Genomic DNA, 14,680 nt, shown 5'->3' on the forward strand with positions numbered 1-14,680 from the left:
TTATCAGGGGAGGAATACAGATGGTAGACGAAAAGCATCACTTTGAAAAGGAGTTTTCTATGCTTAGAGCTGAGCTTTCTAAGATGGTTTCGTTAGTCACAGATTCGATAGAAATGGCCTCTGTGACATTCGAGAATATGGACCGCTCAATCGCAAGAAAGATTTTAGAACTTGACGATGAAATTGACGATCTCAACAGAGAGATTGAAAACCTTGTCATAGATATAATAGCAAGGTTTACACCTCTCGGAAAAGATTTGAGATATACAATCGCTGCAATGAAACTTGCTAACAATCTTGAAAGAATAGGGGACCATGCATGCAACTTCGCAGAGAAAACATTATGGATTTCGGACAACATGCCTGAATTTAAGCCTTCAGCCTTGGTAAAGCAAATGTTTGGAGAAGTTATCAATATGCTTCAGAAGACGGTTCTAGCGTTCTCGAGAAGGGACGTTGAACTTGCCATAGAAACGTGGCGTATGGATGACGTTATTGACGATTTGGACAGAAAGGTTACAAACGATGTTGAAGGTTTCGAACCTCACACTTTGGTTTTGAACGTGCTTTTTGCAAGGGACTTAGAACGTGTTGCTGACCATTTGACTAACATATGTGAGGAGATAGTATTTATAGAAACAGGAAAGGAGCTAAAAAGCCTACTATGAGGGTTCTTGTTGTCGAGGATGAAAGGTTGCTTGCGGAAAATATAAGCAAGATGCTCAAAAGCGAAGGGTTTGAGGTTGAAATCGCATACAGCATATCTGATATGTACAAAAAAATTGAGGTGTTCGAACCAGAACTAATTGTGCTCGATTTAATGCTACCTGATGGCAATGCATTGAACGAAATCCAAGAGCTCAAGACTGAACTCCCAGAAGTTGGAATTATCATTATTTCCGCAAAGAACACCGATTTGGATAAGATAATAGGTATTGAACTTGGTGCGGATGACTACGTAGGTAAACCCTTCAACACAAGGGAACTTGTTGCCCGTGTGAAGGCGTTTTTTAGAAGAACAAAGGGATTAAAAGAGGTCATTCGTTACGGGAAACTTGAGATATATCCAGAAGATTACACAGTTTTCTACGATGGTAAGAAAATAGAACTAACATCAAAGGAATTTGAAATTTTAAGACTCCTTGCTCAGCGTCCAGATAGGGTATTCTCCAGAGAGCAGATCTTGGAGGAGTTGTGGAAGGACGATTTCGAAGTCTACGATAGAGTAATTGATGTTCATATAAACAGCCTGAGAAAGAAACTCGGGAAGAACTGGATAGTAACTGTCCGTGGAGTTGGATACAAATTCTCAAAGAAAGGGGACACAACCCTTGAATCAGATGAATCCGACAGAGAATAAATTATCACACGCTGAATTAGCGACAAAGCTTCTGGACCATGTTCAGGAAGCGGTTTTTGTTTTAACCGGTTCAAAAATTACGTATGCGAACAAAAGAGCAAAAGAGTTTTTTGGAGAATGCGAAGGTTTGGATTTGTTTGAGCTTCTCATCTTAGAAAAAGGAACCTTGATTGTTGATGCGATACATTCGGACAATTTTGGAAACACCCTGGAATTTGAGGATAGGGTTTTTTCTAGTAAAAAAGGTGGATGGGTCTATTTTCACATTACATATGTAAAAGAACTCTCCACCTTAATTCTTCGTGATATTACTCAAGAAAGAATTCTACAAGAAGCTAAGGACAATATGTCTGTTTTGATAGCCCACGAGCTCAAAAACCCGCTCGGAGTTTTGCTAAGCACGGTATCTGAGATGATTGAGGACGAAGATGATGAGGAGAGATTAAAAAAGTTACTCGCAATTGAGAGGCAAGCACTCAGGCTTAAAAGAATTGTCGAACAGGTTGAGTATATAACCAGGGCACAACTTGGACTTTACACACCTAAGCCTGTTCCAATTAATGTAAGAAGGTTAGTAGATACCGTTTTAGATGATGTAAAAGAGCTCGCCCAAACAAAATCAATAAAGATTGAAAAGCATATAGATGTTGAAAAATTGGTGGCTGATGAGTTTATAATCAGGACTATATTGAAAAATCTTGTCTCCAACGCGGTTAAGTATTCTTTCGAAAATTCAAAGGTTATTATCAAAATTACTGAAGATTACATTTCTATCCGAGACTTTGGTGTTGGGATTCCTGAAGAAGAAATTCCAAAGATATTTAACAGATTTTACCGCACATCAACGGGTGTCAAAATGGCTTCGGGCTCGGGTCTGGGACTTGCCGTGGTTAAACACCTAGCAAATATTGCGAATTACAGAATTGAAGTCAAATCTCAACACATGATTGGAACTGAATTTATTGTATATCTCCGTTCAGAATAGTGTTTTTATGCTAAAAAATAAGCCAGAGAAAACACCCCTCTGGCTTTTTGTTTTGAAGCGTTTAGAAAGGTTGATGAAGATATTAGTAAGTTTAAAACTCAATAAACAATAAAAAGCCACCGCGAAGGTGGCTTTTTTGAATCAGTTTAACGCTTTAGTTATTTTCTTCCTTAGGTTCTTCGACAATAGCTGTCAACTTCCTTGGAACTTTCTTGATTATGTAGAATTCCAGCTCGTCCCCTTCTTTTATATCATCAAAATTCTGGAACTTTATACCACATTCCTGTGGAGCACTAATTTTGTTAACATCTTGTTGGTAATGTTTTAAGCTTTCTATTTTACCTTCGAAGACCAACGAGCCATTTCTGTATATCCTAACAAATCCGCTCTTGTCCACATATCCATCGTAAACTTGAACTCCTGCAACGTTTCCATATTTGTGTATTTTAAAGACCTTTTTAATCTCACCTGTTCCGGTCTTTTCTTCAACTTCTTCAGGCTCAAGCATACCTTCAAGAGCTGCTTTTAAGTCTTCGAGAAGTTTGTAGATGATAGTGTATGTTTTTATTTGAACGCCTTCTGATTCTGCTAATTTCGAAGATTGTGAATCGGCTTTTACTCTAAAACCAAGTATGATGGCTTCCGAAGCTGATGCAAGCATGACATCACTTGTGTTTATTGCACCTACTGCAGCGTGGACGATGTCTATATCAATTTCGTTTGTTCTAAGCTTTGCTATAGCATTTTGCAAAGCCTGGAGGGAGCCAACCGTATCTGCTTTCAAAATAAGTTTCAGTTCCTTCTTTTCGCCTTCTTGCATCTTTTTCAAAATCTCTTCGAGTTTTATTTGTCTCTTCTTTCTCAACTCGCGTGCTTCGATTTCTCTTACCTTTTCTACAATTTCTTCAGCTTTTTCTTTTGATTCAACAACGTAAATGATACTGTGCGGGTCTGGGAGTTCTTCGAAACCAACTATCATAACAGGAGTCGATGGTTCAGCTTGGTTTATGCGTTTTCCTTTGTCATCTATGAGCGCTTTTACTTTTCCGTAAACCTTTCCAGCTACAACGTAGTCTCCCACTTTGAGTATACCATCTTTGACTATCGCATTTGCCACAGGTCCGTATCCCTTATCAAGGCGTGTTTCAATTGTTACAGCCCTTACAGGTTTATCAGGTATGCATCTTATATCTTGCATTTCAGCAACCAGGAGAATCATTTCAAGCAACGTATCAACATTCGTTCCGTTTCGTGCAGATATGGGGACAACGATTGTGTCTCCACCCCATTCTTCTGGTATGAGGTTCAATTTTGTTACCAAATCTTGTTTTGTGAGTTCAACATTTGCGTTTGGTTTATCTATCTTATTGATAGCTACAATAATCGGCACATTTGCAGATTTTGCATGGTTGTAAGCTTCTATCGTTTGGGGCATAACACCGTCATCTGCAGCGACTACGAGAACAACGATATCCGTTGCTTGAGCTCCTCTGGCTCGCATTTCTGTAAAGACTTCGTGTCCGGGAGTGTCGATGAATGTAATCTTCTTACCATTGACCACAACTTGGTAAGCACCAATACTTTGTGTAATTCCACCCTCTTCTTTTTCTGCTATTCTTGTCTTCCTTATATAGTCCAAAAGTGTGGTCTTACCATGGTCAACGTGACCCATCACAGTTACAACAGGGGGCCTTGGAACTAACTTTTCTTTATCTTGGTAAAGTATCTCAAACTGCCTCTTCAATTCATCGAGTGGGTTTTCCAGTTTGACTTCTTCTTTTCCTTGCTCCTCTTCAAATGTGAGGCGAACATCATACATCTTTGCAATTTTCTTTGCAAGCGATACAGAGATTGGTTGGCCAGGTCTGAGAACCTCACCTTTCATGAAGAAATCTTGGATAATTCTATTTTGCGGAACTTTTATCTTTTCCGCAAATTTGTCCAATTTTAGGTCTTCTTCTGTAATATGAACGGGAGGCTTTTTCGCCTCTACTTTTTCCTTTGTTGGTTCCTTTGTTTTAGTTAATGTTACATCTTCCTCCTCGTCGAGCGTTTCCTTGTAGATTTCGAGGAGGATATTCACAGTCTCTTCATCGATAAAACTCATGTGGCTCTTTACTTCAATACCAAGCTCCTCTAGTTCGTGGAGCAATTCTTTTGTATCCATGTCGAGTTGTTTTGCAAGTTCGTATACCCTTAGTCTTGCCAAAAAATCCACCTCCCGTTTAACTCAAACTATATTATAACACACATTCTTTGGATTGTTCAATTCGTTTAACCAATTGAAAAAATCGTGTATTGAATCTTCAACTTTTCTGGGGGTGTATGGTATTATAGATGAGATTTTCGCCTTTGAAAATGTGTAATTCAAACGCAATGTGTGTAGTGCATAAGGAACAAATTCAGTTGGTATTGAAAAGAGCAAATTAGCAATCAATGAAATTGCGCTGAGTATATCTCCAGAAGTGTCATCTAGTATCTTGAACGAATTAAGACCACATAGTTGCGGGAGCTTTGCAAAATCAATGTCGTTACCAGAGACTATGAAACGTTGCTTTGAAATTTTGCTGTAGCTATTTGATATAAGCAGGCTGTATAGTTTAACAATGGCATCGGCGACGTCTCGCACATCGACGAAGTCAAATTTACCATTTACCGTATAACGCAATTTTCCAGTTTTATATTTCAACAGTACTCTTGAGAAATATGATAATTTGTAATCGTATGGTCCAAATATACCTGTTGGAAAGATGATAAAACCATCAAGACCTTCAGAAAATGCCTTTTCAACTTCTTTGGTGGCTATAGCCTTTGATTTTGCATAGTCCCCAACAACACGGGTTTCATCCACTGGTGTTTCTTCGGTTATTAAACTACCTTTTTCAACTTCAACAAACGCGTGAACACTGCTTACGTAAATCAACGGTATTTTCTTTTTCTTCGCAAGGTTTATAACATTTTTCGTTCCTCCAACGTTTACCGAATAGACCAGTTTCTTTTTGGCTGGGGTTATCGCTATAACTGAAGCGAGATGGAATATTGCATCAACATTTTCAAGTGCGTGTGAAAAATCTGAGCGCACGTCTGAATAGAAAACCTCCACTGGAACAAGTTGGAGTGGAAATAGAGTGTCACCTGGCTGAATCAAAACCCTAACCTTTTCACCTTTTTGGAGAAATTTCTTTACCAACACGTTTCCTAAATGACCGGTTGCACCTGTGATTAAGACCATATTTTATCACCTCTATCAATCATTTTGTATTCATTAAGCATTCTTGAGAGTCTTACCATAACATCAAAGCCGAGTTGGAGGTTGGAAAGTTCTTCTTTCGAAAGTAAGGATAGAATCTTGTTAAAAATATCTTCAAACGCTTTCAATAACTTTTTGTAAAGACTTTTTCCTTCATCAGATAGGACAATGTAAAAATGCCTTCTGTCTTCTTCAGATTGAATAGTTTTTATCACCCCTTTTTTGATGAGTGATTTTGTGGCAATGCTAACTGCGGCTTTTGAAATATTCAGTTGCTTTGATAGTGTTCCATTGGAGACTTTATCAGACGTTGCGGAGAATAAAAAGACATAAAGCTCCGTTGTGCTCATACCTTCTAGCTCAGGTATCTCGGGTATGAGACTTACCATTCCAGTTACGATTTCAACGATATTTCTTAAGATGCTTTCTGGATTAAGAGAGTTATCTTCAAAATGTTTAAACTCCACTATCCCTCACCTCCTTAGTTACCTTGTAATCTATTGCCCATATATTTAGACCGTTTATTTTTTAAATCGTTTAATTTTTTAACTATTTTTGACAAATGCATGCGTTACTATCGTTGGTTAGTCTATTCTTAGAACGAAAATATGTGATAGCTTTGTTTAGATTGCAAAAGTTTTGGTATGCTCGTTTTATCTTTCGAATCTTTGAGTATGCAATGTTTATAGTTTCACAAAAAGAGTACTAAAATTGATATGCTTCATAGAAACCTAACTTTGCGACCTTAAGTATTTCAGAGGGGAGGGCTTTTTGATGTCGACCAAGGGAAGGTGGCAGTGGTCGGAGGTAAACAAGACAAATTTTTCTAAGATTAGGTCAACCATTGAAGCTGCGTTTTACGGTAACAACGTAGAGCTTTTAACATCGCGACGAGAGGCATACAAGAAAGCTATAAAATCGCCAGGGACCATAGTCACCGATTTGCCTGTCTACAAACCAGAATTGTTGAACTTAGATGAAGGAACTCGTATTCTTTTGTTCAACGATGGTGCAACCGTAGGTAGGTTTGCTGGTGCGAGGAAGATTATAGGGATGCCAGGGGTTAACGAGGATGCACTTGCAGAAGTACTCAGAGAAGCAGTTTATGGAACGCGTTACAGAAAGATGTATCATGCTATTAGTTACACAGGATTACACGAAGACTTTATGGTTAAAAACCACATACTTATACCCGAAGGTTTTGAGAATACGGTGTATAACTGGCTTTTGAATTTCCAAGACCTAACGCCAGAGTATGCTGCTATGTATGAAAGGTCTAAATTTTTAAATGAGCCGGATATTTATATCTTCACAGACCCTGATTGGTCCCACCCTGATTTTCCCGGTGGACTTGCTCTCTTTGACCCAAAAAACAACTGCGCCGCGCTTTTAGGACTAAGGTATTTTGGTGAGTTTAAGAAGGGTACGCTTACACTTGGGTGGTCTGTTGGGAATAGACAAGGTTACGTTGCTTGCCATGGGGGCTTGAAAAAATATGAGTTCGATGGGAAAAAATACGTTGCAGCATTCTTCGGGTTGTCAGGTTCAGGGAAATCCACACTAACGCACGCCAAACACAATGGAAAATACAAAATCACAATTGTTCACGATGATGCATTGGTGATAAATCTTGAAGACCTTTCATCAATAGCATTGGAACCTTCGTACTTCGATAAAACTTCTGATTATCCGTTAACAAGTGACGATAACAAATATTTACTGACAATCCAAAATTGTGGTGCAACAGTTGACGAGCAAGGAAGAATTGTACCAGTTATGGAAGACATCAGAAATGGCAATGGAAGAGCGATAAAATCAAAGCTTTGGTCACCCAACAGGGTTGACAAGATAGAAGAACCTGTTAACGCCATTTTCTGGATAATGAAAGACCCTGTGCTCCCACCAATTGTAAGGATAGAAGATCCCGTTCTTGCTTCAACGATGGGAGCAACTCTTGCAACCAAACGAACATCCGCTGAGAAACTACTTCCGGGTGTTGACCCTGAAGCACTTGTCTTTGAACCCTATGCCAACCCGTTTAGGACTTATCCACTATCTGAAGACTATGAAAAGTTCAAGGTACTTTTTGAAAAAGGTGTAGAATGCTATATAATCAACACGGGATTTTATTTGAATAAAAAGGTTCCAAAGGAGCTGACTCTAGAAATTTTAGAACTCATAGTCGAGCGAAAAGCTAACTTCGTTGACTGGTTCGGTGGCTTGAAAATATTAGAGATACCCGGCTTTGAAGTAAGAACTTCCGATTACGAATACAGAGAATTACTAAAAATTTCGTTCGAAAAAAGATTGGAATTTTTGAAGAACAAAGATGTCGAAAACCAAGGTTACGACAAGCTCCCAGAGGAGTGCAAGCTTTCTATCCAAAGCTTGATTGCTTATCTATAAAGTATCAATTGTATCAAGTAACGAAGGATAAGTATGGTAATCTTTTATTTACCGAAGAGTAACATTATTGAAATTGATAATTTTTAGACTTAGTATAAAATAGGAATTGATATAAATGATTTTGAAGAAGAAAACTTTCCGGATATTGAGAAAGTGAAGAAGTGAAAAAGTATTATCAAAAAGTTTGCGAAGGAGGTGTTTTTATGGGTTTTCCACTTATAGGTGATAAGGTTCCAGAATTTACGGCAAAAACTACGCATGGTGTAATAAACTTCCCGAAAGACTACGAGGGTAAGTGGGTTGTGCTTTTCAGCCATCCAGCAGACTTTACACCAGTTTGTACAACGGAATTTGTAGCCTTCCAGAAAAGGTATGAAGAGTTCAAGAAACTCAACACGGAGCTTATAGGATTGAGCATTGACCAGGTTTTCTCACACATTAAGTGGGTGCAGTGGATAAAGGAGAAACTCGGTATTGAAATTCAGTTCCCGATAATTGCAGATGACAGAGGTCAGATTTCTGAACTCTTCGGTATGATTCATCCTGGGAAGGGCACGAACACGGTTAGAGCTGTCTTCATAATCGACCCGAAGGGTATTCTGAGGGCTATGCTTTACTACCCACAGGAGCTTGGAAGAAACATGGACGAGATTTTGAGAATGGTTAAGGGATTGCAGGTGAACGATGAACATGGTGTTGCACTTCCAGCAAATTGGCCAAATAACGAATTGATAGGTGATGAGGTTATTATCCCACCTGCAACTGATTGTCAAACAGCCGCGAAAAGACCTCAAGAATACGACTGTTACGATTGGTGGTTCTGCCACAAGAAACTTAAGTAATCAACTCAATACAAAAAAAAGAAGCGGGGATGTAACCTCCCCGCTTCTTCTTCTTTACTCTCGTTTTTTGTCTAACACTTTACACTTTTACACTTTTTTGGTTTTCCAAATATCTCTTACATATTCTTCGATAGTCCTATCACTTGAAAATTTCCCACTTCTTGCTATGTTGAGTAGCGATTTTTTGTTCCATTCTGCCTTGTTTAAAAATAGTTCTTCGACCTTTTTGTGTGTTTGTTCGTATGCTTCGAAGTCTGCTAATACAAAGTATTGGTCTGGCATAGGTGCAAACTTACCGTAAAGCAGGTTTTCATATATATCTACAAAAAGTTCTGGATTGTCTTTGTTGAAGTAACCGTTTCTAATCATATCAAGAACTCTTCGTATTTTTTCGTTTTCCAGATATATACCGAACGGGTTGTAGATACCTTTTCTTCTTGCTTCTTCTATCTCTTCCGCTTTCAGACCAAAGATAAATATGTTTTCCGCCCCAACTTCTTCAAGCATCTCCACATTAGCACCATCAAGAGTTCCTACGGTCAGTGCGCCGTTTAACATGAATTTCATATTTCCGGTTCCTGATGCTTCAAAGCCAGCTGTTGATATCTGCTCGCTCACATTAGCAGCTGGGATTATTATTTGTGCGGCAGAAACATTGTAATTTGGTATGAATACCACTTTTAACTGTTTGCTAACAACAGGGTCATTGTTCACAACGTCTGCAACGCTGTTGATAAGTTTGATTATCAACTTCGCCATCCTGTATCCTGGTGCAGCTTTACCTGCAAAGATAAACGTTCTCGGAACTTTCAAGTGTTTCCCTTCTTTGATTTCGTTGTAAAGATGTATTATATGCAGTATGTTCAAAAGTTGTCTTTTGTATTCGTGAATTCTTTTTACTTGAATATCAAAAAGCGAGGCTGGGTCCAATGTAACACTGAGTTTGTCTTGCACGTATTTTGCAAGTCTTTCTTTATTCCACATCTTTGCTTGGTCAAGTTTTTCTAAGAACTCAGAATCATCAAGAAAAGCTTCAAGCTTTCTAAGTTCATACAAGTCCACAATCCATTTATCGCCTATTGATTCGGTTATGAGTTTTGCTAGGGGTGGATTACATTCAAGCAACCATCTTCTCTGTGTTACACCATTTGTCTTGTTGTTGAATTTTTCCGGATACATCTCGTAGAAATCTTTTAGCACAGTTCTTTTAAGTATTTCTGTATGCAGTTCTGAAACACCATTTATGGAGAATGAGGCAATTGAGCAAAGGTTAGCCATTCTGACTTTCTTTATGTTCCCCTCTTCGAAAACAGACATATTAATTATTTTCTGCAAATCTCCATTGAATTTTTCACTGACATCTTTCAAAAACCTTGCGTTGATTTCCTCAATAATCTGATAATGCCTTGGCAACATATTTTGGAGTAACGGAGCTTCCCATTTTTCCAGAGCTTCGGGCATTACGGTGTGGTTTGTGTATGCTATTGTGTTCTTGACTATTTCCCAAGCTTCTTCCCAGCTGTATCCTTCTTCATCAAGGAGTATACGCATCAATTCTGGAATAGCTAGTGTCGGGTGCGTGTCGTTGAGTTGGATAACCTCTGACTGTGAAAGGTTGCTCAAATCGTTACCAAACCTTCGTTTATGTCTTCTAATGATGTCTTGTATGGCTGCGCTTACAAAGAAGTATTCTTGTTTTAATCTTAGCTCCCTACCTTGGAAGAATGCATCATTTGGGTACAATACTTTTGATAACGTTTCAGCAAGATTTTTCTCATACAAGGCTTTTTCGTAGTTACCCTTTTCAAATTCTGCGAAATTAAATTCATTTATAGCTCTTGGTTGCCACAGCCTGAGTACAGAAACGATATCACTGTTGTAGCCTGTTATGTATATATCGTAAGGAACAGCTAAAACATCGTATGTGTCGACCCATCTGAATTTCAGGTGTCCTTTCTCATCTATGTAGCTTTCGCTTCTTCCAAAGAATTTTACGGTCACCGCTTCTTCTGGTTTAGGAAATTCCCAAGGATAACCGTTCTTTTGCCAGTCATCTGGTAATTCTTTTTGGAATCCGTTTTCGATTTCTTGTTTGAATAATCCGTACTGATACCTTATTGTGTAACCAAAAGAAAGATAACCAAGTGTTGCTAATGAATCGAGAAAACATGCTGCAAGTCTACCAAGTCCTCCATTACCAAGAGCTGCGTCTTCTTCGAGTATAGCAATTTCGTTGAGCGAAAGACCATATGAAGCAAGCAATTCTTTTACCTCATCTTCAACTTGCAAGTTGAGTATGTTGTTGTACAAAAGCCTTCCAATGAGGAACTCCATCGAAAGGTAATTTACAATTCGCAGGTCTTTTCTCTTTAGTATTACTTCTTCAGTATTCAACCACTTTTCCGCTACTAAATCCCTAATAGAATAGGATATGGCTAAGAATTTTTGAAGAAATGTGGAATGTTCTTTGTGTTCTGCAAGTGTATGGTTGAGATGGTATTCAAACTGTTTGGGAATTTCTAAGAACTTGCCATTTATATGTTTTGACTTCGCTGTTCTTGGCACAGTTTTGCACCCCTCTTCAGTAACGTTCTTTATTTTCCCCGCTTTCTCTAAAGCTTTTTTGAACCGGTTCCAATTCAGGTTCTAAAAAAAGCGAAAGACCAGGATAAAGTTTACACCAAAAACTTGAAAAAGTCAAATTAAGGCTATAAATAACCAAATACTTGATGATATTTCACTTTACATCAATAATCTTCTTTAATCTTATAAAACCTCAGATTTTTAAAATGCGACTACATGAAGTAATCTGTTAATTCAGGATGGATTTCGAGTTCATAATCTTCGGAAATAAATTCACTATCAAAGTAAACTTCGAATAACCTTTTCAATGCCGCTTCGACGAGTTGGTTAAGTGTGTAATCTTTTGTGAGTTTGCTGTTCACAATAGCGTATATTTTGTATTGGTCCATAACGACAGCAACAATTGGTTTCGTTTCGTCAATTTCGATTATTTCCGTATCCACTACATGGAAGACTTTATCAATTACAATTGCAGATTGGTCGTCTTTTTCCATAAGCCATTCGATAGGGTTATCTGAGGCAAGGAATCCTGTTAACTTTATTGAGGGAGTTGCTTCAATGGGAGCGTAGAACTCGATACGGAAATTACCGTAATACTTACTGTTGACAGGTTTCAGTTCGATTTTTGTCTGTAATTTTGAGATTTGATTCACTATTTTAATGAGATTGTTTTTCTCGTCTTTGTGTACGTATGTAACGTTTACACCATCTAAGAACTTCATTCTTTCTCCTCCTTTGGTTTAATACAATTTGAATATTTTGATAGGATTTTTGATATAATCAGCTATCATGTGGACCATAACACCAGAAAATGCACTGATTCCAAAAAATACAGCCGAACTGCTCTTTGGAGATGTAAATAAGTAAACCAAAAGACCGTAAATTGCGGCGAATGTTATTGAATGTGCAAATCCTCTATGGGAAAATATCGGGAGCGAGAGAAATAGATTGATGAGGCTGATACCTATCACCATTGATATAGCGACCGAGAGAGCTAATATGCCTTCTTTTGTAATTACACTCAACTGTTGGATGGTGAGCAACTTTTGGTATATAAAGGTTGTGAAAACGTATATGCTAAATGCAAGTGAAATAGCTTTTGTAAAGTTTCTCAGAGGGGCATTAGAACTGTCCAAATCTGGCAAGTCACTTCCAAGAATAAATACAGCATAGCTGATAGCAATTTCTATAGGTGTTGGGGAAAAGCTTTTGTTGAGAAATTTTGAGACCAGACCATATATCAGTAGAAAAGCAGGATATGAAATCATACCTATTCTCAGATGAGCTGTAAGGTTTGGCATAATTTGAACCCTCTCTTTAAATTAGTTTGTTTTCTAAATGTTTTATTCGTTCTTCAATAGAAGGATACGTTCCTGATATGAAGTTTATTTTACCTTGCGCATCTGTACAATTTGGGTCAACGAAGAAGTGGTATCTTATGAATGAAAATTCCGTATCGAATTTATAGCAATTTTCCACCGCCTTTGAAAGTAATTTAATCATAACCTCTTTTCCAAGAATTTTTGCTGCGAAAAGGTCAGCATCGAATTCTTTCCTCACACTTACAAAGACATTTGAAAGAAAACTCAAGGGAATAAATAGAGTTGAAACAAGCATTATTGTAGAGTGAAGGACTATACCGTTTGCAATCTTTCGCTTGTTTATTTTACCTTCATTCCAAACCTTTCGGAGTTTTGTTATCTTTTCGTGAGAGAGCTTGTAAATCAACATTGGGCTTCCAAACGTTCCACTTACCGTGGTCAAGTAATCTGTGTCTTTGTGAATTATATGATAGAGTTCATGAAGCAATAAAGCTTTCAGCTCTTCGGTTTGCAGTTTTTTCAACGCGCCACTTGTAATGCAAATTGTATGTGTATGCTCTCCACGTCCAACGGAGAGTGTGTTAATAGATGGGGAATTTATAGGCATCAGTTCTATGTCAGATTGTATGTTCAAACAAGATTTTAATTCGTTGAGTAAATCCTTAGCTACTTTTATTTCTGCATCTATTGTTTTGTCGTAACTTTTGAGGCTCATGAGCCTGATAATTATCTTTTCAACAACAGATAAACCAAAAAGGACTTGCAACAAGGAAAATAACCCAAAGACGATTGTAAACACAACTACAGTTTTTAAAAGGGTATCTAATATGAGACCAAGTAAAATGCTCAGTGTAAGAAATATCACTATAACGATATACATGGAGATTGTATTTGATAGTTTTCGGTCCAGTTTTGTTTTCTTTATGTTGGATAACTTGGTCATTTTTTCATCCTTTCTACTATTTTTTGATCAACTATTGTTCAAAAGGTGGATTTCTGTAAGCTTCGATAGCTATTGTATTCACTAATTCTTCAAAACTGAGACCGTAGGCTTTGGCAGACATAGGTAAATCACTCAGTTCGGTCATTCCAGGTAGAGTGTTCACTTCAAGAAAGTAGAAAGTTCCATTACTCACAATTCCATCAACTCGCGCGAAGTGTTTACAGCCGAGTTTGTTGTATATCCTCAGTGCGATATCTTCAACCTTTTTTGTCACTTCCTCTCCGATTTGAGCTGGAATTATAAATTCCGTCATGCCATCTGTGTACTTGGCTTCATAATCGTAGAAAAGCTTTTTTGGACGAAGTTCTAGAATGGGTAGAACCGTGGGTTTCCCTTCGATATCGATTATCGATACCGTTATTTCCGTACCCTTTATGTATTCTTGAACAATCATCTCATTATAATTATTGAATTCCAAAGTTAAAGCTTCTATGAGCTCTTTTTCGGAAAAGCAAATATGCGTTCCTATGCTTGAACCTTCTTTTCTCGGCTTTATTACACAAGGCATTCCTACTACTTCTTTCACCCTTTGGATACCGTTTTGAATGAACTCCTGTTTTGGCAATAAGATAAATCTTGGAACAGAGACAATATCGTGAACGTAGAGATTGCAGATGTATTTATCGAATGCGATAACACTTGTCTCCATACCTGAACCTGTGTAAGGTACTCCGACTGAATCGAGGATTGCTTGCAAATGCCCATCCTCTCCGAAAGTACCATGCAATATATTGAAAATGACATCGTAATTTCTAAGTTGCTTTAATTTATCCATAAACGATAAAGTGAAGTCTATTTCATCTACTGTGTGTCCAAAGTTTTTGAGTGCTTGAGCTATTCTTTTGCCACTTCTTATTGAGATTTCCCTTTCTCTTGATATTCCGCCGAGCAGCACAGCTATTTTCAATTATCATCAACCTCCAAGTATT

Annotated in this window: 13 protein-coding genes; 5 read left to right on the forward strand and 8 right to left on the reverse strand. The window is 37.9% G+C overall.

Going from position 1 to position 14,680, the window contains the following annotated elements; all coding sequences use genetic code 11:
- Positions 1-20: 20 nt before the first annotated feature.
- From phoU to FERPE_RS08835, 3 genes are read left to right on the forward strand one after another with little or no spacing between them, the layout of a single operon-like run.
- Entirely contained in the window at positions 21-668 is a 648-nt protein-coding gene (phoU, locus tag FERPE_RS08825) for a phosphate signaling complex protein PhoU (protein ID WP_014452280.1), read from the forward strand.
- Positions 665-1,360 (forward strand): response regulator transcription factor, encoded by a 696-nt coding sequence (locus FERPE_RS08830; RefSeq protein WP_014452281.1) that lies wholly within the window; start codon positions 665-667, stop codon positions 1,358-1,360. Before phoU ends, FERPE_RS08830 begins: the two co-directional genes overlap by 4 nt.
- Entirely contained in the window at positions 1,341-2,345 is a 1,005-nt protein-coding gene (locus FERPE_RS08835; RefSeq protein ID WP_064012556.1) for a sensor histidine kinase, read from the forward strand. Before FERPE_RS08830 ends, FERPE_RS08835 begins: the two co-directional genes overlap by 20 nt.
- A 154-nt stretch (positions 2,346-2,499) precedes the next feature.
- On the opposite strand, the gene infB is transcribed toward FERPE_RS08835, so the two are convergent.
- The 3 genes from infB to FERPE_RS08850 are packed head-to-tail and all read right to left on the reverse strand — an operon-like array spanning position 2,500 to position 6,062.
- Positions 2,500-4,554 carry a translation initiation factor IF-2 gene (gene infB / locus FERPE_RS08840; protein WP_014452283.1) on the reverse strand — a complete coding sequence of 685 codons (2,055 nt, stop codon included), beginning with the start codon at positions 4,552-4,554 and terminating at the stop codon, positions 2,500-2,502.
- A 21-nt stretch (positions 4,555-4,575) separates the two neighbouring features.
- On the reverse strand, positions 4,576-5,577 hold the full coding sequence (locus FERPE_RS08845) for an NAD-dependent epimerase/dehydratase family protein (RefSeq protein ID WP_014452284.1): 1,002 nt from the start codon (positions 5,575-5,577) through the stop codon (positions 4,576-4,578).
- Positions 5,568-6,062, reverse strand: coding sequence for a MarR family winged helix-turn-helix transcriptional regulator (locus tag FERPE_RS08850; RefSeq protein WP_014452285.1), 495 nt, complete (start codon positions 6,060-6,062; stop codon positions 5,568-5,570). The genes FERPE_RS08845 and FERPE_RS08850 overlap by 10 nt, the downstream gene beginning before the upstream one ends.
- Positions 6,063-6,369: 307 nt before the next feature.
- On the opposite strand from FERPE_RS08850, the gene FERPE_RS08855 reads away from it, so the two are divergent.
- Both FERPE_RS08855 and FERPE_RS08860 read left to right on the forward strand, forming a co-directional pair.
- Entirely contained in the window at positions 6,370-8,001 is a 1,632-nt protein-coding gene (locus FERPE_RS08855; protein ID WP_014452286.1) for a phosphoenolpyruvate carboxykinase (ATP), read from the forward strand.
- Between the two features lie 203 nt (positions 8,002-8,204).
- Positions 8,205-8,843: a peroxiredoxin gene (locus FERPE_RS08860; protein ID WP_014452287.1), complete on the forward strand. Its 639-nt coding sequence runs from the start codon at positions 8,205-8,207 to the stop codon at positions 8,841-8,843.
- Positions 8,844-8,930: 87 nt separating this feature from the next.
- On the opposite strand, the gene FERPE_RS08865 is transcribed toward FERPE_RS08860, so the two are convergent.
- From FERPE_RS08865 to FERPE_RS08885, 5 genes are all read right to left on the reverse strand, one after another.
- Positions 8,931-11,408, reverse strand: coding sequence for a glycogen/starch/alpha-glucan phosphorylase (locus FERPE_RS08865; protein ID WP_014452288.1), 2,478 nt, complete (start codon positions 11,406-11,408; stop codon positions 8,931-8,933).
- A 230-nt stretch (positions 11,409-11,638) separates the two neighbouring features.
- On the reverse strand, positions 11,639-12,148 hold the full coding sequence (locus FERPE_RS08870; RefSeq protein WP_014452289.1) for a hypothetical protein: 510 nt from the start codon (positions 12,146-12,148) through the stop codon (positions 11,639-11,641).
- A gap of 18 nt (positions 12,149-12,166) precedes the next feature.
- Positions 12,167-12,727 carry a metal-dependent hydrolase gene (locus FERPE_RS08875; RefSeq protein ID WP_014452290.1) on the reverse strand — a complete coding sequence of 187 codons (561 nt, stop codon included), beginning with the start codon at positions 12,725-12,727 and terminating at the stop codon, positions 12,167-12,169.
- Between the two features lie 16 nt (positions 12,728-12,743).
- Positions 12,744-13,691: a M48 family metallopeptidase gene (locus tag FERPE_RS08880; RefSeq protein WP_014452291.1), complete on the reverse strand. Its 948-nt coding sequence runs from the start codon at positions 13,689-13,691 to the stop codon at positions 12,744-12,746.
- Between the two features lie 31 nt (positions 13,692-13,722).
- Positions 13,723-14,658, reverse strand: coding sequence for a D-alanine--D-alanine ligase (locus FERPE_RS08885; protein WP_014452292.1), 936 nt, complete (start codon positions 14,656-14,658; stop codon positions 13,723-13,725).
- Positions 14,659-14,680 lie beyond the last annotated feature (22 nt).

This window comes from Fervidobacterium pennivorans DSM 9078, from assembly GCF_000235405.2.
Taxonomy (GTDB): Bacteria; Thermotogota; Thermotogae; order Thermotogales; family Fervidobacteriaceae; genus Fervidobacterium; species Fervidobacterium pennivorans.

Excerpts from the sequence above, each read along its gene's own strand:
- phoU (WP_014452280.1), top strand. The coding sequence starts at position 21 with ATGGTAGACGAAAAGCATCACTTTGAAAAGGAGTTTTCTATGCTTAGA.
- FERPE_RS08830 (WP_014452281.1), top strand. The coding sequence starts at position 665 with ATGAGGGTTCTTGTTGTCGAGGATGAAAGGTTGCTTGCGGAAAATATA.
- FERPE_RS08835 (WP_064012556.1), top strand. The coding sequence starts at position 1,341 with ATGAATCCGACAGAGAATAAATTATCACACGCTGAATTAGCGACAAAG.
- FERPE_RS08845 (WP_014452284.1), bottom strand. The coding sequence starts at position 5,577 with ATGGTCTTAATCACAGGTGCAACCGGTCATTTAGGAAACGTGTTGGTA.
- FERPE_RS08855 (WP_014452286.1), top strand. The coding sequence starts at position 6,370 with ATGTCGACCAAGGGAAGGTGGCAGTGGTCGGAGGTAAACAAGACAAAT.
- FERPE_RS08860 (WP_014452287.1), top strand. The coding sequence starts at position 8,205 with ATGGGTTTTCCACTTATAGGTGATAAGGTTCCAGAATTTACGGCAAAA.
- FERPE_RS08870 (WP_014452289.1), bottom strand. The coding sequence starts at position 12,148 with ATGAAGTTCTTAGATGGTGTAAACGTTACATACGTACACAAAGACGAG.
- FERPE_RS08875 (WP_014452290.1), bottom strand. The coding sequence starts at position 12,727 with ATGCCAAACCTTACAGCTCATCTGAGAATAGGTATGATTTCATATCCT.
- FERPE_RS08880 (WP_014452291.1), bottom strand. The coding sequence starts at position 13,691 with ATGACCAAGTTATCCAACATAAAGAAAACAAAACTGGACCGAAAACTA.